This window comes from Hyphomonas sp. (assembly GCF_036964145.1).
Classification (GTDB): Bacteria; Pseudomonadota; Alphaproteobacteria; order Caulobacterales; family Hyphomonadaceae; genus Hyphomonas.
In genome coordinates this window covers 20772-44794 of sequence record NZ_JBALUC010000002.1, presented here as the reverse complement: position 1 = coordinate 44794, position 24023 = coordinate 20772, and the positions used below count along the sequence as shown (strand labels likewise).

General features: G+C 58.5%; 22 protein-coding genes. All 22 read right to left on the bottom strand.

Annotated elements, in window-relative coordinates:
* Positions 1-12: 12 nt before the first annotated feature.
* Complete coding sequence (locus V7660_RS05305) at positions 13-1182, bottom strand: M50 family metallopeptidase (RefSeq protein WP_335602087.1); 1170 nt, start codon at positions 1180-1182, stop codon at positions 13-15.
* A 4-nt stretch (positions 1183-1186) separates the two neighbouring features.
* Positions 1187-2383: a 1-deoxy-D-xylulose-5-phosphate reductoisomerase gene (dxr, locus tag V7660_RS05300; RefSeq protein WP_335602086.1), complete on the bottom strand. Its 1197-nt coding sequence runs from the start codon at positions 2381-2383 to the stop codon at positions 1187-1189.
* Positions 2383-3204 carry a phosphatidate cytidylyltransferase gene (locus V7660_RS05295; protein WP_335602085.1) on the bottom strand — a complete coding sequence of 274 codons (822 nt, stop codon included), beginning with the start codon at positions 3202-3204 and terminating at the stop codon, positions 2383-2385. The genes dxr and V7660_RS05295 overlap by 1 nt, the downstream gene beginning before the upstream one ends.
* Positions 3204-3965, bottom strand: a complete 762-nt coding sequence (locus V7660_RS05290) for an isoprenyl transferase (protein WP_335602084.1) — start codon at positions 3963-3965, stop codon at positions 3204-3206. The genes V7660_RS05295 and V7660_RS05290 overlap by 1 nt, the downstream gene beginning before the upstream one ends.
* Positions 3965-4519, bottom strand: coding sequence for a ribosome recycling factor (gene frr / locus V7660_RS05285; protein ID WP_335602083.1), 555 nt, complete (start codon positions 4517-4519; stop codon positions 3965-3967). Before frr ends, V7660_RS05290 begins: the two co-directional genes overlap by 1 nt.
* A gap of 5 nt (positions 4520-4524) precedes the next feature.
* Complete coding sequence (gene pyrH, locus V7660_RS05280) at positions 4525-5271, bottom strand: UMP kinase (protein WP_335602082.1); 747 nt, start codon at positions 5269-5271, stop codon at positions 4525-4527.
* 111 nt (positions 5272-5382) lie between these two features.
* On the bottom strand, positions 5383-6288 hold the full coding sequence (gene tsf, locus V7660_RS05275; protein ID WP_335602081.1) for a translation elongation factor Ts: 906 nt from the start codon (positions 6286-6288) through the stop codon (positions 5383-5385).
* A 42-nt stretch (positions 6289-6330) separates the two neighbouring features.
* The gene (rpsB, locus tag V7660_RS05270) at positions 6331-7137 is read right to left on the bottom strand and encodes a 30S ribosomal protein S2 (protein ID WP_335602080.1); all 807 of its coding nucleotides are present in this window, start codon (positions 7135-7137) and stop codon (positions 6331-6333) included.
* 145 nt (positions 7138-7282) lie between these two features.
* On the bottom strand, positions 7283-10705 hold the full coding sequence (gene dnaE / locus V7660_RS05265; protein WP_335602079.1) for a DNA polymerase III subunit alpha: 3423 nt from the start codon (positions 10703-10705) through the stop codon (positions 7283-7285).
* A 77-nt stretch (positions 10706-10782) separates the two neighbouring features.
* Positions 10783-11472 carry an ABC transporter ATP-binding protein gene (locus tag V7660_RS05260; protein WP_335602077.1) on the bottom strand — a complete coding sequence of 230 codons (690 nt, stop codon included), beginning with the start codon at positions 11470-11472 and terminating at the stop codon, positions 10783-10785.
* Positions 11472-12767: an ABC transporter permease gene (locus V7660_RS05255; RefSeq protein ID WP_335602076.1), complete on the bottom strand. Its 1296-nt coding sequence runs from the start codon at positions 12765-12767 to the stop codon at positions 11472-11474. The genes V7660_RS05260 and V7660_RS05255 overlap by 1 nt, the downstream gene beginning before the upstream one ends.
* Positions 12764-14083 carry a proline--tRNA ligase gene (gene proS / locus V7660_RS05250; RefSeq protein WP_335602075.1) on the bottom strand — a complete coding sequence of 440 codons (1320 nt, stop codon included), beginning with the start codon at positions 14081-14083 and terminating at the stop codon, positions 12764-12766. The genes V7660_RS05255 and proS overlap by 4 nt, the downstream gene beginning before the upstream one ends.
* 51 nt (positions 14084-14134) lie before the next feature.
* Complete coding sequence (locus V7660_RS05245) at positions 14135-14368, bottom strand: DUF1467 family protein (protein WP_335602074.1); 234 nt, start codon at positions 14366-14368, stop codon at positions 14135-14137.
* The gene (mce, locus tag V7660_RS05240; RefSeq protein WP_335602073.1) at positions 14368-14796 is read right to left on the bottom strand and encodes a methylmalonyl-CoA epimerase; all 429 of its coding nucleotides are present in this window, start codon (positions 14794-14796) and stop codon (positions 14368-14370) included. Before mce ends, V7660_RS05245 begins: the two co-directional genes overlap by 1 nt.
* Before the next feature lie 5 nt (positions 14797-14801).
* Positions 14802-16487: a ribonuclease J gene (locus V7660_RS05235; protein WP_335602072.1), complete on the bottom strand. Its 1686-nt coding sequence runs from the start codon at positions 16485-16487 to the stop codon at positions 14802-14804.
* Between the two features lie 5 nt (positions 16488-16492).
* Positions 16493-17260 carry a type III pantothenate kinase gene (locus V7660_RS05230; RefSeq protein WP_335602071.1) on the bottom strand — a complete coding sequence of 256 codons (768 nt, stop codon included), beginning with the start codon at positions 17258-17260 and terminating at the stop codon, positions 16493-16495.
* A gap of 3 nt (positions 17261-17263) precedes the next feature.
* Positions 17264-18001, bottom strand: coding sequence for a biotin--[acetyl-CoA-carboxylase] ligase (locus tag V7660_RS05225; protein WP_335602070.1), 738 nt, complete (start codon positions 17999-18001; stop codon positions 17264-17266).
* Positions 17998-19425 (bottom strand): NADH-quinone oxidoreductase subunit NuoN, encoded by a 1428-nt coding sequence (gene nuoN / locus V7660_RS05220; RefSeq protein ID WP_335602069.1) that lies wholly within the window; start codon positions 19423-19425, stop codon positions 17998-18000. The genes V7660_RS05225 and nuoN overlap by 4 nt, the downstream gene beginning before the upstream one ends.
* Before the next feature lie 4 nt (positions 19426-19429).
* Complete coding sequence (locus V7660_RS05215; RefSeq protein WP_335602068.1) at positions 19430-20929, bottom strand: NADH-quinone oxidoreductase subunit M; 1500 nt, start codon at positions 20927-20929, stop codon at positions 19430-19432.
* Complete coding sequence (gene nuoL, locus V7660_RS05210; protein ID WP_442910029.1) at positions 20929-23073, bottom strand: NADH-quinone oxidoreductase subunit L; 2145 nt, start codon at positions 23071-23073, stop codon at positions 20929-20931. Before nuoL ends, V7660_RS05215 begins: the two co-directional genes overlap by 1 nt.
* 4 nt (positions 23074-23077) lie before the next feature.
* Entirely contained in the window at positions 23078-23386 is a 309-nt protein-coding gene (nuoK, locus tag V7660_RS05205; RefSeq protein ID WP_335602066.1) for an NADH-quinone oxidoreductase subunit NuoK, read from the bottom strand.
* 3 nt (positions 23387-23389) lie between these two features.
* Positions 23390-23983 (bottom strand): NADH-quinone oxidoreductase subunit J, encoded by a 594-nt coding sequence (locus tag V7660_RS05200; protein WP_335602065.1) that lies wholly within the window; start codon positions 23981-23983, stop codon positions 23390-23392.
* Positions 23984-24023: the final 40 nt, after the last annotated feature.

The following is a 24023-nucleotide window of genomic DNA, read 5'->3' as shown; positions in this document are numbered from 1 at the left end:
TGGGCGGGCGGTTCAGCCGCCTCTCGCTCCGAATAGGCCGGTCTCGATGATATCACCCCAGGTGATCACCACGACCATTCCCAATAACAGGATCAACCCGAATGTCAGGGCCACCTCCTGCACTTTTTGCGGCAATTCCCTGCCGACGATCGCCTCATATGCATTAAATACAAGGTGTCCGCCATCCAGAACCGGCAGCGGAAGGAGATTGAAAAACCCAACGCCGACGGAGATCGCAGCGCAAATACTCGCAAGCATCCAGAACAGGAGTTCCAGTTTCTGGCCTGTCGTGGCCTGCTCCTGACTCCAGACCTGGTTAACCGCCCGACGGGAAATATCTCCGATCCCGACGGGGCCGGTCATCGCATGCATGGACATCTTACCCGTAACGATTCGGGTGAGCATCGTGACGGTTCGGTCAATTGTGGCACCCGTCTCGATCACGCCCTGCCCGACCGCTTCGATCGGATTGTACGTAATGTGGTCTCCATACGAGACGGCTCCGATCACTACACCAATGGTCGCCTGGGGCACTCTTTGCCCGAAATCATTTTCGCGAATGACTTCTTCGGGTGTCACGACCAGCGTTTGTTCGGACTCGCCTCTCTGAACCACGAAATTCATGGGCTCATTAGGGTTCAGAATGATCTCGATCAGCACTTCTGACGCATCGCTAACGGTTTTCCCGTTCACCGACAGAATCACATCACCAGCTTGCATGCCGGCCACGGCAGCCGCGCCGTCCGGGCTCACATCACCGATGCCGACTTTCATGTTAGGTCGGCCATGAACGCCAATAATCAGCGCGAAAATCAGGGTTGAGAGAATGAAGTTTGCAAAAGGCCCAGCCAGACTGACCAGCGAACGCTGGCCTACGCCTAGCTTGGGATAGGCCTTGCCAACTGGCCCTTGCTCAATCTTGCCGACATCTCCCGCCATCTGGCTTTCGCCGACAAACTTCACGAACCCGCCGAGCGGAATCCAGTTCACGCGCCACCGCGTGCCGTGTTTGTCAGTTCTTTCAAAGATCGGCTTTCCGAAGCCCACGGAAAAGGATTCGACGGCCGCACCAAACCAGCGGCCAACGATGTAATGGCCATACTCATGTACGATGACCACGATGCCCATCATGAAAATCAGGCAAAATAGAAACAATGGCCCCTGGCTGAGAACATCACCCAAAACGTTATCCTCCCGTACGACGCTCGGTCTTCTCTAGAACGTCGCGTGCCGTTTCTCGACTGAAACGGTCCAGAAAAGCAATCTCTTCCAGAGTATCACAGGCGATTCCGTGCATATTTCCTGAAAAATAGCGGTTCAACGTCTCTTCCACGATCCAGCTTATGTCCAGAAATCCGCAATGGCCCGCAATAAATGCAGAAACAGCGAGTTCATTAGCACAATTTAATATCGTTGTGGCCTGAACGCCGTGCGCATACGCCTGCCGCGCCAATCGGATGGCGGGAAACCGGCTTTCATCCACAGATTCAAAATCCAGCCGCCCCAATTCTGCGAGATCCAGACGGTCCACCGTTGTCGGAATCCGGTCGGGCCAGCCGAGAGCGTAGGAAATAGGAGTTTTCATGTCCGGAGCGCCGAGTTGGGCAATAACAGACCCATCCGTAAAGTGCGCCATACCGTGGATGATCGACTGGGGATGGATAATGACATCGATCCGGTCGCCTTCGACGTCGAACAGGAATCCCGCCTCAATGAATTCGAGCGCCTTGTTCATCAACGTGGCGCTGTCGATCGAATTTTTGATCCCCATGCTCCAATTGGGATGGGCGGCCGCCTGCTGCGGGGTGGCAGTCTGCATTTCGTTAAGTCTTGCCGTACGGAACGGCCCCCCTGATGCCGTGATTGTCAGCTTTTCCAGCGAGCGACCATCTCCGAGGCACTGGAAGATGGCCGAATGCTCCGAATCCACCGGCAGGACGTTCACGCCCTTGCGGCGAGCCTCGTCGAGAATCAGTTTGCCGCCGCACACGACACTTTCCTTATTCGCAATTGCAACGTGATTGCCGGCCCGAACCGCTGATATTGTCGACTTCAGGCCAGCCGCCCCCACGATTGCCGCCAGCACTCGATCAACTGGACGCGCAGCAGCTTCCTGTATCGCCGCCTCACCCGCGGCCGCTTCGACACCCGTATCCGTGAGACACGCCCGCAATTCGGGTAATTTGGCTTCGTCTGCAATGACCGCAATTTCAGCTCGGAATTCGACCGCTTGTGCCGCAAGCGCCTGAGCGTCCGACCCTGCCGCCAGCGCTACAATCTGAAAATCCTCTGGTGAATTTCTGTTCGCATGCCGCACAACGTCCAGTGCCGACTGGCCGATCGAGCCGGTCGATCCCATGATGCTCACCCGGCGAACACTCATCAGGACAGTCCCAGAGTATTCGACAGGGCAGGAAAGCTCCAAAGCAACAGCGACCCGACAACACCAACTGCACCGAGTCCATCGACCCGGTCCAGCACGCCGCCATGGCCAGGAAGCAGATTGCTGGAATCCTTGACCTTGAACCGGCGCTTGAGACCACTTTCCATCAGGTCTCCAATCTGCGCCGTGAAGGACAGGCCCATGCCGACAATTACCCACAGCACAACGCTCGCCTGCTGCAGATCCGCTGCCGCAATCCCACAAACACCCGTAAACAGGAGCGCGCCAGTCGCGCCGCTCCACGTTTTGTTGGGGCTCTCTTGCGGTAACAGGCGTGGCCCCCCCATGCCTCGCCCAACAAAGTACGCCGCTGCATCAGACGCCCAGACAAAGGACATGAAGTAGAGCGCTACCGTGCGACCATCCCAGGGACCTTCCCGCAAGATCCAGAGTCCTGCAGCCATCGCCGTCACATACAACCAGCCAAGCATGGCGGAGGACCGAATGCGTAAGCCGCCCGCATTTGAAACAAAGGCAAGAGCCAGGCCGAAACATCCAAGAAAAACGTGAAGCCAGGAGATCTCGAGAGGTAAGCCGAGGCAAAAGATTGCCGTAGCCACACTCAGGAGCCACCCGCGCGGATGACCGCTCATGCCCGCCCATTCCCACGCCATGATGCCGCCGAAGATCGCGCAGGCCACAGCGAGCCACCAGCCGCCGGACCAGACGACAAACAAGCCGGCCGGGATCAGGATGGCTGCCGTCAGAAGGCGCAGACCAAGTTGCGAGAAACGCCGTTCAGGCGGGGTCCAATCACCCATTACGCGTCTCCCGTCGAAACAACGCCAAAGCGGCGCTCCCTGTCGCTATAGATCGCAACCGCCTTTTCAAGCCAGGCGCGGTCGAAGTCCGGCCACAAAACGTCGAAGAACACGAGTTCGCTGTAGGCAGCTTGCCACAACAGGAAATTGCTCAGCCGGTATTCCCCACTGGTCCGAACCAGCAGGTCCGGATCGGGCATGTCGGCTGTGTCGAGATAGGAGGCCAGCACATCTTCGGTGACATCCTCAGGCTGGACTGCCCCGCTTGCGACATCAGCAGACAGCGCCCGTGCGGCACGGGCAATTTCCTCGCGCCCGCCATAATTGAACGCAATATTGAGCACAAAATCCGAATTGGAGGCCGTTTCGCGTTCGGCCTTTTCGACCAGCTTCGCGATATCCTCCGGGAGGCCATCGCGGCGACCAATGACGTTGATCTTGACCCCTTCCTTCTTCAACCGCCCGAGATCCTTCTTGATGAAGGTCTTGAGAAGGCCGAACAACGCATTGACCTCCGCTGCAGGGCGGCGCCAGTTCTCTGTCGAAAAGGAATAAACGGTCAGATATCGAACGCCGATCTCTCCGGCAGCTTCGACAGTCCGGCGCAGGGCTTCGACGCCGCGCTCATGGCCGGCTGCCCGCGGCAAGCCACGGGCTTTCGCCCACCGACCATTCCCATCCATGATGATGGCAATGTGAGCGGGTACGCGAGATGCGCCCGCATGCGTGTCGGACGGCGCAGAGGCGTCGTCAGTCGACATCAGACCTGCATAATCTCCGCTTCTTTGGCTTTCAGTGCGTCATCCACTTTACTTACATAGATATCCGTCAGTTTCTGGACCTCATCGGACAGGGAATGATGCCGGTCTTCGCTGATATCGCCATCCTTCTCCATCTTCTTGAGAGAATCCATGCCATCGCGGCGAATGTTACGAACCGCAACGCGTGCCGCCTCGGCGTATTTACCAGCCACTTTCTGAAGTTCGACGCGGCGTTCCTCGTTGAGTGGCGGGATGGGAATCCGGAGGTTCTGGCCATCGGTCACCGGGTTCAGCCCCAGACCGGAATCCCGAATGGCGCGATCGGTCGCGCCAACCACCGTCTTGTCCCAGACGCTCACTGACAGCATGCGGTTGTCGGAAACGGTCACGGAAGCAACCTGATTCAAGGGCACAGTGGACCCATAGGCCGGCACCATGACGGAATCCAGGAGGTTCACGGATGCCCGGCCCGTGCGCAGGCCGCTGAATTCGGTGGAGAGAGACGCCAGTGCGCCTTCCATCCGGCGCTCAAGATCCTTCTTGTCATAGCTCATGACACTTACGCTCCATGATTGGTAATTGTTGTCGATGTGCCCTTCCCGTGAAGGACCTTGAGGAGAGACCCCTCTTCCTTGAGCGAGAAGACCACGATTGGGATATTGTTGTCGCGCATCAGACTCACTGCTGATGGATCCATCACACGCAAATCCTTGGCCAGCAATTCCTGATACCCGACCTCGTCATAGCGGGTCGCATTGGCGTCAAGTTTCGGGTCGGCCGTATAGACGCCATCCACCTGCGTGCCTTTCAGCAACGCGTCGCAATTCATCTCGATTGCGCGCAGGGCGGCGCCTGTATCGGTTGTGAAGAATGGATTGCCGATGCCGGCCGCGAAAATGACGACGCGGCCTTTCTCCATGTGGCGCTGGGCCCGGCGGCGAATGTAGGGCTCGCAAATGGATTCCATGCGGATCGCCGACTGGACGCGGGTGGGAACGCCAATACTTTCCAAGACGCTTTGCATGGCCAGGGCGTTCATGATCGTCGCCAGCATGCCCATGGAATCCGCCTGAGCGCGTTCCATGCCCTTTGCAGCGCCTGCGACCCCCCGGAAAATGTTGCCACCACCGATGACAAGGCAGATCTCCGCACCTGTCTCCTGAGCTTGCTTGATGGCGTGAGCAAACGTTTCACAGGTCGGAATATCAATTCCAAACTGTCCGGGGCCCATCAACGCCTCACCGGAGAGCTTCAACAACACCCGCTTATATTTCAATGGGCTGGAGTCGGACTCTTCGCTGTGCATCGTCGGTGTCTCCAGAATTATCGGCCTCATAGGCTCCTAAAAGATTCCCGGCCGCCTGTCATGGGCGACCGGGATGTTCAAAGCCCTTTGCGGGCAGAAAGGCAAGCGCGATCAGCTGCCTTTTGTCATGGAGGCAACTTCGTCCGCGAAGTTGTCTTCTTCTTTCTCGATGCCTTCGCCGAGCTTGAAGTGGACGAAGCCCTTCAGCGTCGCGCCCTGCTCTTCCAGGAACTTGCCGACCGTCTGGTCAGGGTTCATCACGAAAGGCTGCTCTACGAGGACAACTTCCTTGTAAAATTTCTGCATCCGACCAACGATCATCTTTTCGATGACATTGTCAGGCTTGCCGCTTTCGCGGGCCTGCTCTGTCAGAACGCGCTTTTCAGCTTCAACGATGGCCGGGTCGAGTTCGTCCGTCGTGGCAGCCGCTGGCGACGTTGCAGCAATGTGCATGGCAACTTTGCGGCCGATCTCTTCAAGGTCGCCCGAGCCTTCGAGCGCCACGAGAACGCCAACCTTACCCATGCCGGCGGTCTCAGCATTGTGAATGTACGAGGCGACTTTGCCATCGACGCTCACTTTTGCGCTGCGGCGCAGGGTCATGTTCTCGCCAATCGTGGCGATCAGACGCTTGATCAGGTCGTCTACCGAGCCTTCACCATCCGGTGACGGGGCAGCGGAGAGCGCCTCAACGGAACCATCGGTCTCAAGCGCAGCCTTGGTGATCCCGGCCAGTGCCGCCTGGAACTTTTCGTTCCGGGCAACAAAGTCGGTTTCAGCATTCAGCTCGACAATTGCACCTGTCTTGCCATCGTCAGAAACCTGAACAGACACGAGGCCGTCTGCCGCGGTCCGTCCGGATTTTTTGGCTGCTTTCGAGAGGCCCTTCGCACGCAACCAATCGGTAGCTGCTGCTTCGTCGCCATTGTTTTCGACGAGCGCCTTCTTGGCATCCATCATGCCTGCGCCAGTCTTCTCGCGCAGTGCTTTAACAAGCGCAGCGGTAATCTCAGCCATTGCTGTATTCCTTCAGTTTGGTCTTCAGGTCAGACGCCTGATTTAGGCGCCTGTTGCGTCTTCAGCGGTTTCACCCTCTGCGGCTGCAGCGACATCGGCTTCAGCCATGGCGTCAACGTCTTCCAGTTCGCCAAGGTCAACACCCAGACCAGCTGTGGACTCTGCCAGGCCGTCAAGCACGGCATCCGCAAAGAGGTTGCAGTAGAGGGAAATTGCGCGCGCAGCATCATCATTGCCCGGGAAGCCATAATCGGCGTCGGCCGGATCGCAGTTCGTGTCGAGCACGGCGACGACCGGGATACCCAGCTTGCGGGCTTCCTGAACAGCAATCGCTTCCTTGTTGGTATCGATCACGATCATCGCGGCCGGCAGGCCACCCATGTCGGCGATACCGCCAAGGGACAGCTGCAGCTTGTCACGACGGCGCTCGAGATCGAGCAATTCTTTCTTGGTGAGGCCTTGGGCGCTGTTACCGCTTTCAAACATCGCGTTCAGCTCTTTGAGCTGCTTGATGGAGTTGGACACGGTCGACCAGTTGGTCAGCGTGCCGCCAAGCCAGCGGTGGTTCATGTAGTATTGCGCGCAGCGCTGTGCGGCTTCTGCAATCGGCTCAGCAGCCTGACGCTTCGTACCCACGAACAGGACGCGCCCGCCCTTGGCAACGGTATCGCGCACGAAGACCAGGGCCTGGTGCAGCGAAGGAACGGTCTGGGAAAGGTCCATGATGTGGATTCCCGAACGCTCGCCGTAGATGTACGGCTTCATGCGAGGATTCCAGCGGTGGGTTTGGTGACCGAAGTGAACGCCAGCTTCGAGCAGCTGACGCATGTTGAAGTCAGGTAGGGCCATAGATTGTCTCCATCCGGTTGGCCGTCACGAGTGGAACGTTGAGCCACCATGGCTCGTCGCACCGGATGCACCCGTGAACTGGTTTCTGATGGGGCGGCTTATACAGAAAAAGCCCGTGGCTGCAAGAGTTCTGGAGCGGCTTTTGTCAGGCCGCCTTGAGCGGTTCAACGCGCTCCACGCCGGGGGCTTCTTTTAGTGCTCGCTGGGCGCTGAGACCAATCGTATAGGTCGAAGGCAGTTTGAGCGTCACAATCCGCCCGTCTTCCAGGGGCATTTCAATCAGGAGTTCCCCCTTTTCAAGGTCCTGGAGCTTTGCCAGATGCCCGACCACGCCCGCCAGATCGCCGACATACGCCCCAACCGCCAGACGGATCTTCAAGGCCCCCATTGCCTTGGACAGCCGTGCCGCTTCCAGCTTCAGGACGCGCTCGGCATTCAGCTTGATCTCTTCGGCGTTCCGCTTGACCCCGACCGTAATGGCAACCGCATTGCCGACCTGTAGAAGATCGTAATTCTGGGACAGGGTTTCCGGGAAAACCATCATCTCGACCTCGCCGGACGGATCCGAAAGTGTCAGGAAGGCGAACTTGCCGCCATTACGCGCAGGCTTGTCACTGCGGGCCCGGACAACTCCAATCATTTCGAGGGGCTTGCCGTCAGACGCGCGATCCTGAACCTCCATGGCGAGCGTCACGCGCTCGCGGTCCAGACCTTCCAGCACGTCATCCAGCGGGTGACCCGAAAAGTAAAAACCGATGGATTTGAATTCCTGATCGAGCTTCTGTTGCCCATTCCAGGCTTTGACCTTTGGGAGGACTGGCCGAAGCGCGGGCTCAGCCTCGGCGAACAGCCCCCCCTGCCCGCCCTGCCGGTCCTGCGCGGCGCTCACCGCAAGGTTTGCCAGCAAGGGAGCGGATTCGAGCACTTTAGAGCGATTGGCATCCATGCAGTCGAATGCGCCAGCTTTCGACAGGGATTCGAAGGCCTTCTTGTTTACATGCCGTGGGTCAACGCGTTCAGCGAAATCGTAAAGGTCGGCAAAGAGGCCGTCTTTCTCGCGAATTTCGACGACATGCTTCATGGCTTCGAGGCCAACGCCCTTGAGCGCTCCCAGCGCATAGACCACGGCGCCATCGCGTACATCAAAATCGGCGGTAGACGCGTTCACATCCGGCGCGAGGACCGGAATCTTGAGACGTTTCGTTTCTTGGAAGAAGGCTGCCAGCTTGTCGGTGTTGCCGATATCGAGGCTCATGGAAGCTGCAAGAAACTCCACCGGGAAGTGCCGCTTGAGATAGCCGGTATGATAACCGATCAGGGCGTAGGCGGCCGCGTGAGACTTGTTGAAGCCGTAGCCCGCGAACTTCTCCATCGTATCGAAGATGTCGTTGGCGAGCTTCTCTTCCATGCCCTTCTGCTCGGCTGCGCCTTCCACGAAGCGCTTCCGCTGGGCAATCATCTCCTCGACTTTCTTCTTACCCATCGCCCGGCGAAGAAGGTCAGCTTCTCCGAGGGAGTAGCCAGCGATCTCCTGCGCCATCCGCATGACCTGCTCCTGATACACAGGCACGCCATAGGTCGCTTCGAGGACCGGTTTCAGGTCTGGATGCTGGTAGACAACCGAAGACGGGTCGTCCTTGCCCTGCACATAGACAGGAATGTTCTCCATCGGACCGGGGCGATAGAGCGAGATGATAGCGATGACGTCTTCAAGGTTGTGGGGCCGCACCTTCTTCAACGTGTCCCGCATGCCCGCGCCTTCGAGCTGGAACACACCGAGTGTCTCGCCACTCGCCATCAGGTCATAGGTCGCCTGGTCATCGAGGCTCTGCCATTCGGGGCCGACATCCCGGCCATCCCGGCGAATCAATTTCAAAGCGCGGTCGATGACGGTGAGCGTCTTCAGGCCGAGGAAGTCGAACTTAACAAGCCCCGCCATCTCGGCATACTTCATGTTGAACTGCGTTGCCGGAAGATCAGCGCGCGGATCATTATATAGGGGGACTAGTTCAACCAGCGGCCGGTCGCCGATCACCACACCCGCTGCGTGCGTACCCGCGTTCCGGTACTTGCCTTCCAGCGACAGCGCAACTTCCAGCAACTCGCCAACACGCTCATCCGCGTCGATCTCGTCGTGGAATTTCGGTTCGTCGTCGATAGCGTCCTGAAGCTTCGGCGGATTGGCCGGATTGAACGGGATCAGTTTGGCGAGCCGGTCGACCTGGCCGTACGGCATCTGCATCACGCGGCCGACGTCCCGTACCACAGCCTTTGCCTGCAGCGTACCGAAGGTAATGATCATGGCCACCGAATCCGCGCCATACTTGTCGCGGACATAGCGGATGACCTCACTGCGGCGCTCCTGACAGAAGTCGATATCGAAGTCAGGCATCGACACACGTTCCGGGTTCAGGAAGCGTTCGAAAAGCAGGTCAAAGCGAAGTGGATCAAGATCGGTAATCAGCAAGACCCAGGCAACGAGCGAGCCGGCACCGGACCCCCGGCCAGGACCGACCGGGATGCCATTGTCCTTGGCCCACTTGATGAAGTCCGAAACGATCAGGAAGTAGCCGGGAAATCCCATGCGCTCGATGATGGTCAGCTCGTAGTCGAGCCGCTCGAAATAGGTATCTCGTTCGGCATAGAGCTTGTCCGCCGCGCCAAGACGGTACTCCAGCCCTTCAAGGGCCTGCTTGCGCAGTTCCTCGGACTCTGAACGGCCTTCATTCGAGAAGCTCGGAAGGATCGGTTTGTGCGTTTCGGCTTTCACAGCACAGCGCCTTGCAATCTCGGCCGTATTGGCAATCGCTTCAGGCAGGTCTGCGAACAGTTCCTGCATTTCGCTGGCGGTTTTCAGGTATTGGGAAGCGTCAACGCGCTTGCGATCTTCCTGGCCCAGATACTGGCCATTGGAAATGCACATCATGGCGTCATGCGCCTTGGCATCGGACGATTTCATGAATCGCGCATCATGTGTAGCTACGAGGGGTAGGCCCAACTCGTAGGCCAGATCGATCAACCCGTCTTCGCAGGCATATTCGTCATCCGTGCCGTGACGCGTGATCTCGACATAGCACCGGCCTGGATAGGCCGCCGCCAACGTCGAAAGTTCTGTGCGGGCATCCGCGGCGCGTCCTTTCAACAAATGACGCGCGACTTCACCTTCCGCGCCACCTGTCAGCAGAATGAGCCCGTCAGTATTCTCCAGAAGCAAATCACGGGACAGCTTCGGCACGCCGTCCGCTGCATCCAGATACGCCCGCGACGACAACAGCATCAGCCGTTTGTAACCGACATCATTCTGCGCATAGAGCGAGACCCGCGTTGGCTCGCTTTTCGGTATGCCGTCAGTCACGTCAAAACAGCAGGCCATGATTGGCTGGATACCGGCGTCCGACAGCGTCAGCGAAATTTCGAGCGCTCCGAACAAATTGTTCCGGTCCGTGATCGCCACTGCCGGCATGCTCTGCTCGACACACCAGGCTTTCAGGCCTTTCGGCGTAATCATGCTTTCGAGCAGCGAATAGCTCGAGCGGACAGCAAGGTGGATGAAGGGCGACTCAGTCACGGAAAATCTCCTGTTCACAGGATACAGTGCCGCGCTCAGCCCTGCCAGACCAGAGTCCGGCCGCTGCGATCCACAACTTAGTCCGGCAAGTAATCGACCAGCTTGCCCTCAGACAGCGTCAGGACGCGGTCCATATGCCGAATCAGGGAAAGATTGTGGGTCGCCACCAACACGGCGGCACCCTCATCCCGAACCATCTTGATCAGGGTCGCAAAAACCCGCTCGGTCGTCCCAGGATCGAGGTTCCCCGTTGGCTCGTCGGCAATGACAAGGCGAGGATCATTTGCCAGCGCGCGGGCGATGGCGACACGTTGCTGCTCCCCGCCAGACATTTGCGCCGGCTGGTGATGCCCCCGCTCATCGAGCCCCATCTCTCCTAGCAAATGCTCGGCCTTCTCCCGAGCTGCGGACTGTCTTACGCCCGCAATCATCAAAGGCATGGCGATATTGTCGGCAGCATTGAATTCGGGAAGCAGATGGTGGAACTGGTAGACGAAGCCGATCTTGGCGCGGCGGATAGCGGTTCGCCCCTTGTCGTCCAGAGCAAGGCAATCGATCCCATCAAGCATCACCTTGCCGGATTCTGGTCGTTCCAGCAGACCGGCCGTGTGCAACAGGGTCGACTTGCCTGACCCAGATGGGCCGACCAAGCCGACCAATTCGCCTGCATTCAGTTGCAGGTTTGTGCCACTGAGAACGTGAAGCTCCCCTGCGGCGGTCTTGTAGAAGCGGTCGATATTACGAAGTTCAAGAACGGGCTGAGTCATTATTCGAACCTCAACGCGCTGACCGGATCCTGACGGGAGGCCCACCAGGCTGGAATGATGGACACCAGCATCGACATGCCGAGCGCATAAAGGCCGGTCCGTGTGACTTCCCCCCAATCGAGGATCGCTGGCAGGCCTTCGAGGCCATAGACTTCGGCGTCGAAGACTTCGCCCGGAACGAATAGATTGATGAAGGCTTCCACGGCACCGATATTCGTCACGACGAGGATGCCAATGACCATCCCGAGCATAGCTCCGAGCGTGCCAAGTATGGTACCGACAAGCAGGAACACGCGCAGCACTCCCCCGCGCCCAAGGCCAATCGTTCTCAGAATAGCGATATCCCGCGTCTTGTTCTTTACCAGCATCACAACGCCAACGATGATGTTCAGCGTGGCAATGCCCATGATGACCATGACCAGAAGCCGAACCATCGTTCGCTCGACCTGTAGCGCGTTCAGATACCCTGCTCGCTGGCTCTTCCAGTCAAACGTATAGAGCGAATTTCCCGTGGCATCGGCAATCGCCGTCATGGCCTCGGTTGTTCTGTTCGGATCATCCAGGCGGATATCCAGCATCTGGTAGCGGTCTTTCGACTGGAACAGGATCTGCGCCTGATCCATCGGCATGAAGATGTAGAGCCGGTCGAGTTCGACACTGCCGGTCTTGAAGATATCGCCGACCGTATAGGCCTTGCTGCGCGGCGTCGATCCGAGCGGGCCTGCATTCGTCTGCGACGTGATGATCTCGACCTTGTCGCCCGGACGGATACCAAGCCCTTCACGTCCTGCCGCGAGAAATGCCCCCATCATGACGACATTGCCGCCATTCTTCCCTTCGCCGAAACCCGACTCAATCGCTGCGGTTCCGCCATCCTTCAGGAATGGCATTGTGGCGAGATCTTCCTTGCGGATTGCCCGGACAGCTGCACCTGTCTTGCGGCCGTTCGCGGTCACGAGAACATATTCTTCAATGTAAGGCGCCACGCTCGACACGCCATCAATCAGACTGATTGTCTCGGAGATCTGCTCTGCTTCTTCCTCTGTGTACGACGCAACCACCCCATAGACATGAGGTTGCCCACCCAGCAGCGCGTCAAGCAGCGTCGCACGGAAACCGCTCATGATCGACATGGTGATGATCAGCGCAGCAACCGCAAAGAAGATGCCGACGAAGGAAATAATCGAAATCAGGCTCGCGCCGCCATGTTCGCGCTTGGCCCGCAGATAGCGCCAGGCAAGCGTGCGCTCCAGCTTCCCGAAAGGCGCAGCGGCAGCGGATGGCAGCTCACTCATTCAGGACGCACCGTGCTGAGAGCATCGGCCAGCGGCATTTCGGACTTCTCGCCCGTCTTGCGGTTCTTCACTTCGACCACCCCATTCTTCAAACCACGCGGACCGATAACGATCTGCCACGGCAAGCCAATCAAATCCATGCGCGCGAACTTGCCGCCGGCGCGATCTTCCGTGTCATCATAGAGCGCATCGATTCCAGCAAGCTCAAGCGCCTGATACGCCTGTTCACAAGCTGTATCGCACGCTTCATCGCCGACCCGCATATTGATGATGCCCACTTGGAATGGCGCAACGCTTTCTGGCCAGACAATGCCGTTCTCGTCATGACAGGCTTCAATGATGCCCCCGACAAGGCGCGAAACGCCAATCCCGTAGCTCCCCATCTCAACCGGCACCATTTGTCCATCAGGCCCCTGCACGACAGCGTTCATCGGTTCGGAGTATTTGGTGCCGAAATAGAAGATGTGGCCGACTTCAATACCGCGCGCAGAGACCTTCCGGTCTTCAGGCAGTTCAGCGAATGCGGCTTCGTCATGCATCTCTTCGGTCGCGGCATAATATTGCGTCCGCTTTTCGACTTCTGCTGTCAGGTCAGACGTGAAATCCAGATCCAGACCCGGAGCTGGCATATCCAGCAGGGTCTTGTCGCAGAAGACGGCACTCTCACCGGTGTCGGCAAGGATGATGAATTCGTGGCTCAGTTCGCCGCCAATCGGGCCTGTATCTGCGCGCATAGGCACACCGGTCAGGCCGAGGCGCGAGAACGTGTTGAGATACGCGCAGAACATACGGTTATAGGAGTGTCGCGCATCTTCCGGTGTCAGGTCGAAGGAATAGGCATCCTTCATCATGAACTCGCGGCCCCGCATCACGCCGAAGCGTGGCCGGATCTCATCGCGGAACTTCCATTGCTGGTGATAGAGGTTCAGGGGAAGCTGCTTGTAGCTTTTCACATAGGAGCGGAACACATCTGTGACGAGTTCTTCATTCGTCGGGCCATACAGCATATCGCGGTCATGCCGGTCGGTGATGCGCAGCATCTCCTTGCCATAGGCCTCATACCGACCGGATTCGCGCCAGAGATCGGCTTGCTGTAGCGTTGGCATCAGCATTTCCACAGCGCCTGCGCGGTTCATCTCTTCGCGCACGATCTGTTCGATCTTCTTGAGAACGCGAAGGCCGAGCGGCAGCCATGTGTAAATGCCCGCGCCATTCTGGCGGACCATGCCGGTGCGCAGCATAAGCTGGTGCGAGGCAATTGCCGCATCTGACGGGGCTTCTTTGGATACGGGCAGGAAATACTTCGACAGACGCATGGAAACTCCGTGATCGCGCGCTAAACGAAGGCCACCTAGCCGCAGCGCCCCCTATTGCGCAAGCAAACGTGGCACGATGATGGCTGTGAGGGCGGTCAGGACAACCGCGCCGCCAGTCGCCCAGAGCGCTTTCTTGACCAGCATCGGGTTTTTCGGCGCCGCTTCTTCCGTCCCCTCAATCGTGGAACCGTCTTCCCACTGTCCCTTCACGCCGATCGGAAGAACGACGAAAAAGGACAGCCACCAAGCGATGGTGAAGACAACACCGGCGCCGAAAATGGTCATCAGTGGGCTTCCTTGGGGGTTTCCATCAGCTCAATCAGCACGCCGTTCGAATTCTTCGGATGGACGAAGACGATGAGAGTTCCATGCGCGCCGATCCGGGGCTTACCGAGGACCGTGGCGCCGCGCTTACCCATCTCTTCGACTGCTTCGTTGATGTCATCCACTTCAAAGCAGACATGGTGCTGGCCGCCTTTTGGGTTCTTCGTGATGAAATTGGCGATCGGAGATTCGTCATTAAGCGGCTCGATCAGCTCGATCTGGCTGTTCGGCAGGTTGACGAAGCAGACCTTTACGCCCTGCTCCGGCATGTCGAATGGCGTGGTGATGTCTGTGGCGCCATATAGCGACCGATAAGTCTCGCAGGCGGCTTCAAGATCCGGCACGGCGATGCCGACATGGTTCAGCGGGCCGATTTTAAACTCTGACACGGGTTTCAACTCCTCAGGACGATCACTTCTATAACGGGGCGGTGACCAAATGTTTCAAGGCAAGCCTTCCGCAGGGCGCGGCCGACGGTTCGCTCAACGGCATCATCGTCCATCCGGTCGCGTTTCTTCATGCGACCAATTGCATCCTCGGCGGCGATCTCCAGCGGCTCGATACTCTCATCTGCGAGGCGGCCATCCGCTTCGGACAGGCCCTTAGCTATAACCACCGGACCATCGAGAATATCGCCATCCTCATCCAGCGTCATCGAGGCGAACAGGATGCCCGACCAGGAGAGCTTCCGGCGTTCCTCAATGCCTTGGGCACCTTCCGGCACGAGGCGGTCACCATCCAGAAAGAGGCGCCCTGCCGGCACAAGATCGGTGATCTCAGCCTTGCCCGGCGCCAGGCGAACAAGGCTGCCATTCTGAGGCGTAACGGCGTGCGGCACCTGAAGCGATTTTGCGAATGTCGCATGCTCCATGATGTGACGTCGCTCCCCATGAACCGGCACCGACACTTTCGGACGCACCCAGCCATACATGCGCCGCAACTCATCGCGGCATGGATGGCCAGACACGTGGATGGGATACGGCACCATTCGCGGCGTGATGACTCGAACGCCCTGTTCGGCGAGCGCATTCTGGAGCGCGAAGATGCCCTTCTCATTGCCCGGGATTTGCCGGGACGAAAAGATCACCGTGTCGCCTTTATGAAGCGATACATTGCGGTGGTCGCGCCGGGAAATACGGGTCAGTGCAGCGCGGGATTCCCCTTGGCTCCCCGTACAGAGGTAGAGAATATGCTCAGCCGGGATCTGACTCGCTTCGGACTCATCCACGAACTCCATATGGGGCGGCAGGATACCGACCGATTTGGCTGCATCTGTAATGCGGTGCATGCTGCGCCCGACAAGACACACCGCCCGGCCCGCCAACTCCGCGGCCTCCACAATTGATTTCACCCGCGCGACATTTGACGCAAAGGTCGTCACAGCGACGGCCTGTTTCTGCTCAGCGATCAGGTCGATCAGTCCCTGCTTCACGGATTCCTCCGATCCGGACTCGCCTTCCTCGAACACATTCGTAGAGTCGCAGACCATGGCCAGAACGCCTTCATCCCCCAAGGCGGTTAGGCCTTTGACATCCGTCGCAGACCCAATCTGCGGATCCGGATCGATCTTCCAGTCGCCGGTGTGAAGGATCGTGCCAAGCGGCGTCTTGATGGCCAGGGCGTTCGGCTCAGGAATTGAGTGAGTTAGCGTGACATAGGTGACTTGGAATGGCCCGGCCTGGACTGTTCCGCCCAGCGCCACGGGCTTCAGCCAGGATGGATCGACACCGCGCTCAACCATTTTCGAGCGCACAAGCTCTGCCGTGAACGGCGTCGCATAGATCGGGGCCTTCGTCTGCAGGCGCGGGTACAACAAACCGACCGCGCCGATATGGTCCTCATGCGCATGGGTCAGGAATACGGCGTCGATCTTCTCGCCGATCAGATATTCCGGATCCGCGCAGATCAGGTCGATCCCCGGTGTTTCCAGCGATCCGAACGTCACACCAAGGTCAGCAATGATCCAGCGGCGGTCATGCGCAGGCCCATAACCATAGGCATTGAGGTTCATGCCGATTTCGTCGCATCCCCCCAAGGGGAGGAATACCAGTTCGTCCTCGACACCAATCGTATCTGCCATGCTTATCAACTATTCCGTTTGTAAATCTCGAGCAGGCCCCGAATGGTAATGTCCTGATCATAATAATCTATTGTTTCGCTGGCCCCTTCGAAGAGAGAGGCCACACCGCCGGTCGCGACGACCTTCATCGGCTTGCCGTATTCCTTCTTGATCCGGGTGACGAGCCCGTCGATCAGATCGATATAGCCCCAGAATACGCCGGACTGCATCGCGCTGATCGTGTCCTGACCTATCACGCGGGGAGGCTTCTGGATTGCAATGCGGGGCAATTGCGCAGCGGCATCGTGCAGTGCGCGCACCGAAAGGTTGATGCCTGGCGAGATGATACCGCCCTCAAATCCGCCATCCTCGGCCACCACATCGAACGTCGTAGCTGTTCCGCTGTCGATCACGATCAGATTACCGGGATAGGTCACATGAGCGCCGAGCGCGCTGACAATGCGGTCCGCGCCAACCTGTTCCGGCCGGTGAATCCGGACCTCAACACCCGTTTTCAGGCTCGGATCGCCGATGAACATCGGCTCCAAATTCAAGTAACGGCGCGCAAGGTTCCGGAAATTGAACTGGGCCTGGGGTACAACCGTAGAGATCACGCATCCCTTGATTCGCTTCAGGTCCATTCCGTGCATGTCAGCCAGGCGCCACAACCATGCCGCATGGTCGTCGGCGGTCTTGGTGGCATCCGTCGCGCTGCGCCACTGGTTGACCCAGTTCTCGCCGTCATGAATGCCGAACACCGTGTTCGTGTTGCCTACATCAATTGCCAGCAGCATCGCTTAGCTACTCCCTATCAGGCTGACATCACCAGCCCGGACTATCTCTCGGCGTCCATCGGGCAATCTGAGCACCAGAGACCCGTCTTCCGCCATATCTTCCAACACGCCTATCAGGGGATCGCCATTTCGCGAAACCGAGATGGTCTGTCCGAGCCCCTCAGCGACCTTCAGCCAATCTTGCCGTAATGTCTCAAATCCTTGTCGCGCCTGTTCAAGACGACGCCCAAACGCTTCACGAAGCGCTGTCAGGACATCTTCCGGACTCAGGATTGCGTCGCCCCTCAGGGCGTGCAGGGAAGTTGCCGCCTGGCCTGCGCCTTCCGGTGCTGAGGCCACATTAATTCCAATGCCCGCGGCGACCCAGAACTCCGCGTCCTGCCCCCCGGTTTCGATCAGAATTCCGGAAATCTTCGCCCCGTTTACACGCGCATCGTTCGGCCACTTCAATCGGACCGGTGCATCTGGCGCGAGCTGCGCGGCAACATCTGCCACAGCCAGAGCCCCGGCAAACGGGATGCGCGCTGCGATCGCAATGCCGCCGGGCTCGTGAAACAGGGCTGTTGAGAACAAATTGCCTGTCGATGATATCCATGGCCGCTGCAGACGCCCTCGCCCAGCGGTCTGGGCTTCAGCGACAAGCCAGCAATCTTCGAATTGGCCCGCCTTCGCCCGCCGTCTGGCTTCGGTGTTCGTGCTGTCTATGACGCCAAGATGGTAGACCGGCCAGGTTAAGCTCAACCTGTGAGCCCCATGGCCGCTGTGCTCGCCCATCCGGATAGCGCATTGATGAAGAACAGGAACAGGATACCTGCAATAAGCGCGGCCAGAAGCACGGTCAGGGTAACTGACCCATCGATCGCCTCGAATTTCTCGGTGGGTTCATCAAACCACATGATCTTGATCAGACGAAGATAGTAGCCAAGCGACACGACCGAGGCGAGTACAAGGATGATGACGACCGGCATCAGTCCGGCTTCCACACCCGCGGACAGCACTTCCCATTTACCAAAGAAGCCTCCGAAGGGTGGCAGACCAGCCATCGAGAAAATCAGGATGGACAAGGCAATCGCGAGGACGGGACGCTTGCGCATCAGGCCGCCGAGCTCGTTGATCCCTTCAACCATGCCGCCTTTACGGCGCATGGCCAGAACACCCATGAACAGGCCAAGGGACGCGATCACGTAAAGGGTCATGAAGACCAGAAGCGGCCCCGCTCCGAGTTCCCTGCCCGCCGCAACAGCGACCAGAGCATAGCCCATGTTCGCAATCGACGAATACCCCAGAAGGCGCTTGATGTTGGTCTGTGTCAGCGCGCCCAGCGAGCCGATGATCATCGACAGGCCGGCAATGATGCAGAGGATCAGCTGCCACTGGTCGATCACGTCACCGAACATGGTGAACATGACATTCGCAAAGACCACCATGCTCGCCATTTTGGGCGCAGACGCGAAGAACGCCACGACCGGCGTGGGTGCGCCTTCATAGACGTCCGGCGTCCAGATATGCATTGGCGCAGCCGACACCTTGAAGGCGAGGCCGACGATCATGAGCACCATGCCGAACATCATGCCGATGGACGGCTCTGCGGCGGCAATAAGCACGTATTCGGTCGATCCGCTGAAGCCATAGACCAGCGATGCCCCATAGAGCAGCATGCCAGACGCCAGCGCGCCCAGAACGAAGTATTTCAGGCCCGCTTCGGAGGCTTTGGCGGAATCCCGGTGGAAAGCGGCGAGCACGTAAGATGACAGGCTGAGCGTCTCGATGCCCATATAGAGAGTCATCAGGTCAGCCGCCGACAGGATCATGCCCATACCGAAGGAGGCGAGCAGGATCAGCAGCGCGTATTCGTACCGGATTGTACCATGGCGCTTCAGGAAGCCTTCAGACGCCAACAAGGCAAAGCCGGCGAGCACATAGCTGACGAATTTCGCGAAGTTCACGAACATATTGGTGCGGACCAAGCCGTTGAAGGCCTCACCGCCCTCATAATTCATCAGCGAGAATGCGGCGGCCGCGAACAACGCCAAAGCGCCAAACTTGATGGACGCATTGTTGAAACGGTCCTTCAGCGTGGCGCCTACAAGGACGCCAATCAGGGCCATCGCAACGAGCCAGAGCTCAGGGCCTACGGCCAGTATCATGGCAGTGAAATCAATCATGAGATCAGCCTCCCGCCATCAGGTTCAGGATGCGCAAGGCAGAACCCTCGGTAATGTTGAAAATCAAATTGGGCGCCACACCGAACAGGATTGTGAGGAATGCGAGGGGTGCGATGCAGATCCACTCAATCATATTCATGTCCTTGATCGAGTTCAGCTCCGGATTGGTAATCTGACCGAAGACGGTCCGTCGATACAGGGTCAGCATGTAGACCGCCGAGAAGATCACGCCGAGCGCCGCGCCGGCTGCCGCCCAGGTCGAGGCCTGGAAGCCGCCGACCATGGTCAGGATTTCACCAATGAAGCCGGAGGTGCCCGGCAAGCCGACATTGGCCATGGTGAACAGCATGAAGAAGGTCGCATACACCGGCATGCGGTGCACGAGCCCGCCATAGGCCGAAATCTCACGCGTGTGCATCCGGTCGTAGACGACGCCTACGATCAGGAACAGCGCGCCGGAAATCAGGCCATGGCTGAGCATCTGGAAGATAGCCCCCTGCACGCCCGCCTCGTTGAAGGCGAAGACGCCGAGCGTGACAAAGCCCATGTGCGCAACCGAAGAGTAAGCAATCAGCTTCTTCATGTCAGTCTGGCGCCAGGCGACGAGCGACGTGTAGACGATCGCAATCACGGCCAGCGCAAACATGAAGGGCTGGAACAGCTGGCTCGCATCCGGGAACATGGGCAGCGAGAAACGCAGGAAGCCATAGCCGCCCATTTTCAGCAGGATACCTGCCAGCAGGACAGAACCCGCCGTCGGAGCTTGGACGTGCGCATCCGGCAGCCATGTATGGACCGGCCACATGGGCAGTTTCACGGCGAAAGACGCCATGAAGGCCAGCCAGAGCCAGGTCTGCACATTCGGATCGAAGGAATACTTCTCCAGAAGCTCGAAGTCGGACCCGCCGGCGGTCTGGTACATGTAGACCACCGCCACCAGCATCAGCAGCGAGCCAATCAGCGTGTAGAGGAAGAATTTGAACGCCGCATAGATCTTGTCCTTGCCGCCCCAGATACCAATGATCAGGAACATCGGGATCAGGCCGGCTTCGAAGAAGATATAGAACAGCACAAGGTCCATCGCGGTGAAGACACCGATGATGAAGGTCTCAAGCACAAGGAATGCGACAACGTACTCCGTCACCCGCTTGTGGATCGAGTTCCAGCTGGCCAGCAGGCAGATCGGGATCAGGAAGGTCGTCAGCAGGATCAGCGAAATGGACAGACCGTCGATGCCCATCTTGTAGCTGATGTTGCGGTACCAGCTGTATTGCTCGACGAGTTGATACCCTGATTGAGACGCATCAAAGGCGGCGAAAGCAGCCAAGGATGCAATGAAGGTCGCACCGGAAATGATCAGGCCAGCCAGAAGCGCCGTACGGCCTTCCGTATCGCTGGACGATGCCTCACGGCTACCCGCAGTCGCCGCTCGCACGATCATGATGATGAGCGCTCCTGCCAATGGCAGGAAAGTCATCGCTGAAAGAATGGGAAAACCGCCCATCAGTTGGCTCCTCCAGCGCGCAGCCACAGTATTCCGCCGAATACGAGTGCAGCGCCGATAATCACGAAAGCGTAGTGGTAAAGGTATCCGGTATGCATCTTCGACAGGCGCCCGGCAGAAGCCTTGGTCACCGCCACAACGCCGTCAGGGCCGATACCGTCGATGATCTTCTTGTCGGCCTTCCAGAAAAGGTTTCCGAGCATGGCGGACCCCTTCACGAAGGTCGCCTGATAGATCTCGTCGAAATACCATTTGTTGTAGAAGAGCGAATGCAGTGGACCGCCGCTGTCGGCGACGCGCTTACCAACACCCCGGTTGAAGTAATAGGTAAACGTCGCAATCAGGAAGCCGGCAATCGTCACGACCAGTGGCGCATAGAGTACCCATTCCGGAACATTGTGGCGGTCGTGCAGGACATGGTTCTCGGCGGCGCGATAGATGGCGCCTGCCCAGAAGGTCTCATTGTTGCCGTCCACGAAGGCGTCGTAGAAATACACGCCTGCGAAGATCGCGCCGAGGCTGAGCAGTGCCAGAGGCACCAGCATGACCAGGGGGCTCTCATGCGGCGTGTGATCATGGGCGTGGCCGTGCGCGTCATCCGCAGCGTGCGCATCTTCATGCACGTGGTCGTCATGATGATCATGCGCTTCCCAGGTCTTCGGACCGTGGAACGTCATGTAGATGAGGCGCCAGGAATAGAAGCTCGTCAGGAAGGCGGCGATCAGACCGAACCAGAACGCAACCTGTCCGAACATCACGTCTGCCTGGCCGCTCGCGAATGTGCTTTCGAGGATCGCATCCTTGGAGAAGAAGCCCGCGAAACCGATCTGGGTATGCGGAATACCGAGGCCGATAATGGCAATCGTTCCGATCATCATGGCCGCATAAGTCAGCGGCATGAATTTGGCGAGCCCGCCCATACGGCGCATGTCCTGCTCGTGATGCATGCCATGAATGACAGAACCTGCGCCAAGGAACAGGAGCGCTTTGAAGAAGGCGTGCGTGAAGAGGTGAAACATGGCCGCCTCATAGGCGCCCACACCTGCCACGAAGAACATGTAACCGAGTTGGGAACAGGTTGAATACGCAATCACGCGCTTGATGTCATTCTGCGCCATGCCGACAGTGGCGGCGTATAACGCCGTCACCGCACCAACGATGGTGATCATGCCGGCGGCGTAGAAGGTGTACTCATAGATCGGGGACAGAAGGCAGACGAGATAGACGCCTGCGGTCACCATGGTTGCAGCGTGGATCAGGGCCGACACAGGCGTCGGACCTTCCATCGCGTCCGGCAGCCAGACATGCAGGAAGAACTGGGCCGACTTGCCCATCGCACCGATGAAGAGCAGCACGCCGATCACTTCAAGCGCATTCAGATTCCAGTGCAGGAACGGGATCACCAGGTCGCGGACCGGCGACGCTTCCGTGAAGCCAACCGGCACAACGGCCACATTGTTACGGACGGCGTCCAGCACCGGACCGAACTCGACCGAACGGAACACAAAGAAGACGGCCATGATGCCGAGTGCAAGACCGAAATCGCCCACACGATTGGTAACGAAGGCCTTGATGGAGGCGTCGTTCGGCGCCTTGTTCTGGTACCAGAACCCGATCAGCAAATAAGAGGCAAGCCCCACGCCTTCCCAGCCGAAGAAGAGCTGGATGAAATTGTCCGCCGTGACCAGCATGAGCATCATGAAGGTGAAGAGTGACAGATAGCTGAAGAAGCGCGCCTTGTGCGGGTCTTCGCTCATATATCCCCAGGAATAGAGGTGAACGAGGCCGGACACACCGGTGATGACGGCCATCATGACGATCGAAAGCGTGTCGACGCGGATAGCCCAATTGGCCTGGAATTCGCCAACGCTAATCCAGGGCATCAGCGTGATGATATGCTGCTTGAGATCAACGCCGGTCGTCGCGGCGACCAAGCTGGCATGGTGCTCTTCAGTGCCTGCATGCCCGCCAAGGCCGGCAACATAGGCAAACAGCTGGATCAGTGACAGCGCGCCAGCCGACAGGACCACAGCGGTCGTCAGGCTCATGACCAGCCTGTCCCCGATCTGCTTGTGCAGCAGGCCGGTCAGCGCCACGAGACCCGGCGCCAGGACGATATAGAGGATCAGGATATCTGGAAGCATCATCCTACCCCTTCATCAGGTCGACATTCTCAACCGAGATGTCGCCGCGGTTGCGGAAGTAGACAACGAGAATGGCGAGCCCGACAGCAGCTTCGGCTGCGGCAACCGTGAGGACCAGCATCGCGAAGACCTGACCGGCAATCGTGCCGCTGAACACGGAGAACGCGATCAGGTTGAGGTTCACCGAGAGCAGGATCAGTTCGATTGCCATCAGGATGACGATGATGTTCTTGCGGTTCACGAAGATGCCCACGACCCCGATTGTGAACAGGGCCGCCGAGACGGCGAGAAAATGGGAAAGCCCAAGGTCCATGTCTTAGATCCCCTGCCCCGGAGTGGGGTCTTTCAGTTCGTAAGCATCGCTGCGACGGCGCGACGTCTGTTTGGCAACGTTCTGACGCTTGGTTTCCGGACGGTGGCGCAGCGTCAGCACGATGGCACCGACCATAGCCACGAGCAGGATGACGCCGGCCATCTGGAACAACAGCAGGTATTGGGTGTACATCACCTGGCCGATGGCCTCGGCATTGGTGTCGGCGCCCGGTGACGCGTCGAAATTGCTGGCTAGGTCGGCGGTACCGATCACAGAGGCCAACACGATTTCGGCAGCGAAGATAATTCCCACGAGCACGGCAAACGGCCAGTATCTCAGCGTACCGCGTTTCAGTTCGACGAAGTCGACATCCAGCATCATCACGACGAACAGGAACAGCACCGCGACGGCGCCGACATAGACGACAACCAGAAGCATCGCCAGGAATTCGGCGCCGATCAGCACGAGCAGGCCGGCCGACGAGAAGAATGCGAGAATGAGCCACAACACCGAATGGACGGGGTTGCGCGCCATGATCACGGCCAGTGCCGAGACGAGCACGACGGCCGCAATCAGATAGAAAGCGAAGACTGCCACAGCCTACAAGGCCCCCTTCTTGGCAGGGCTTGGTGCCCCA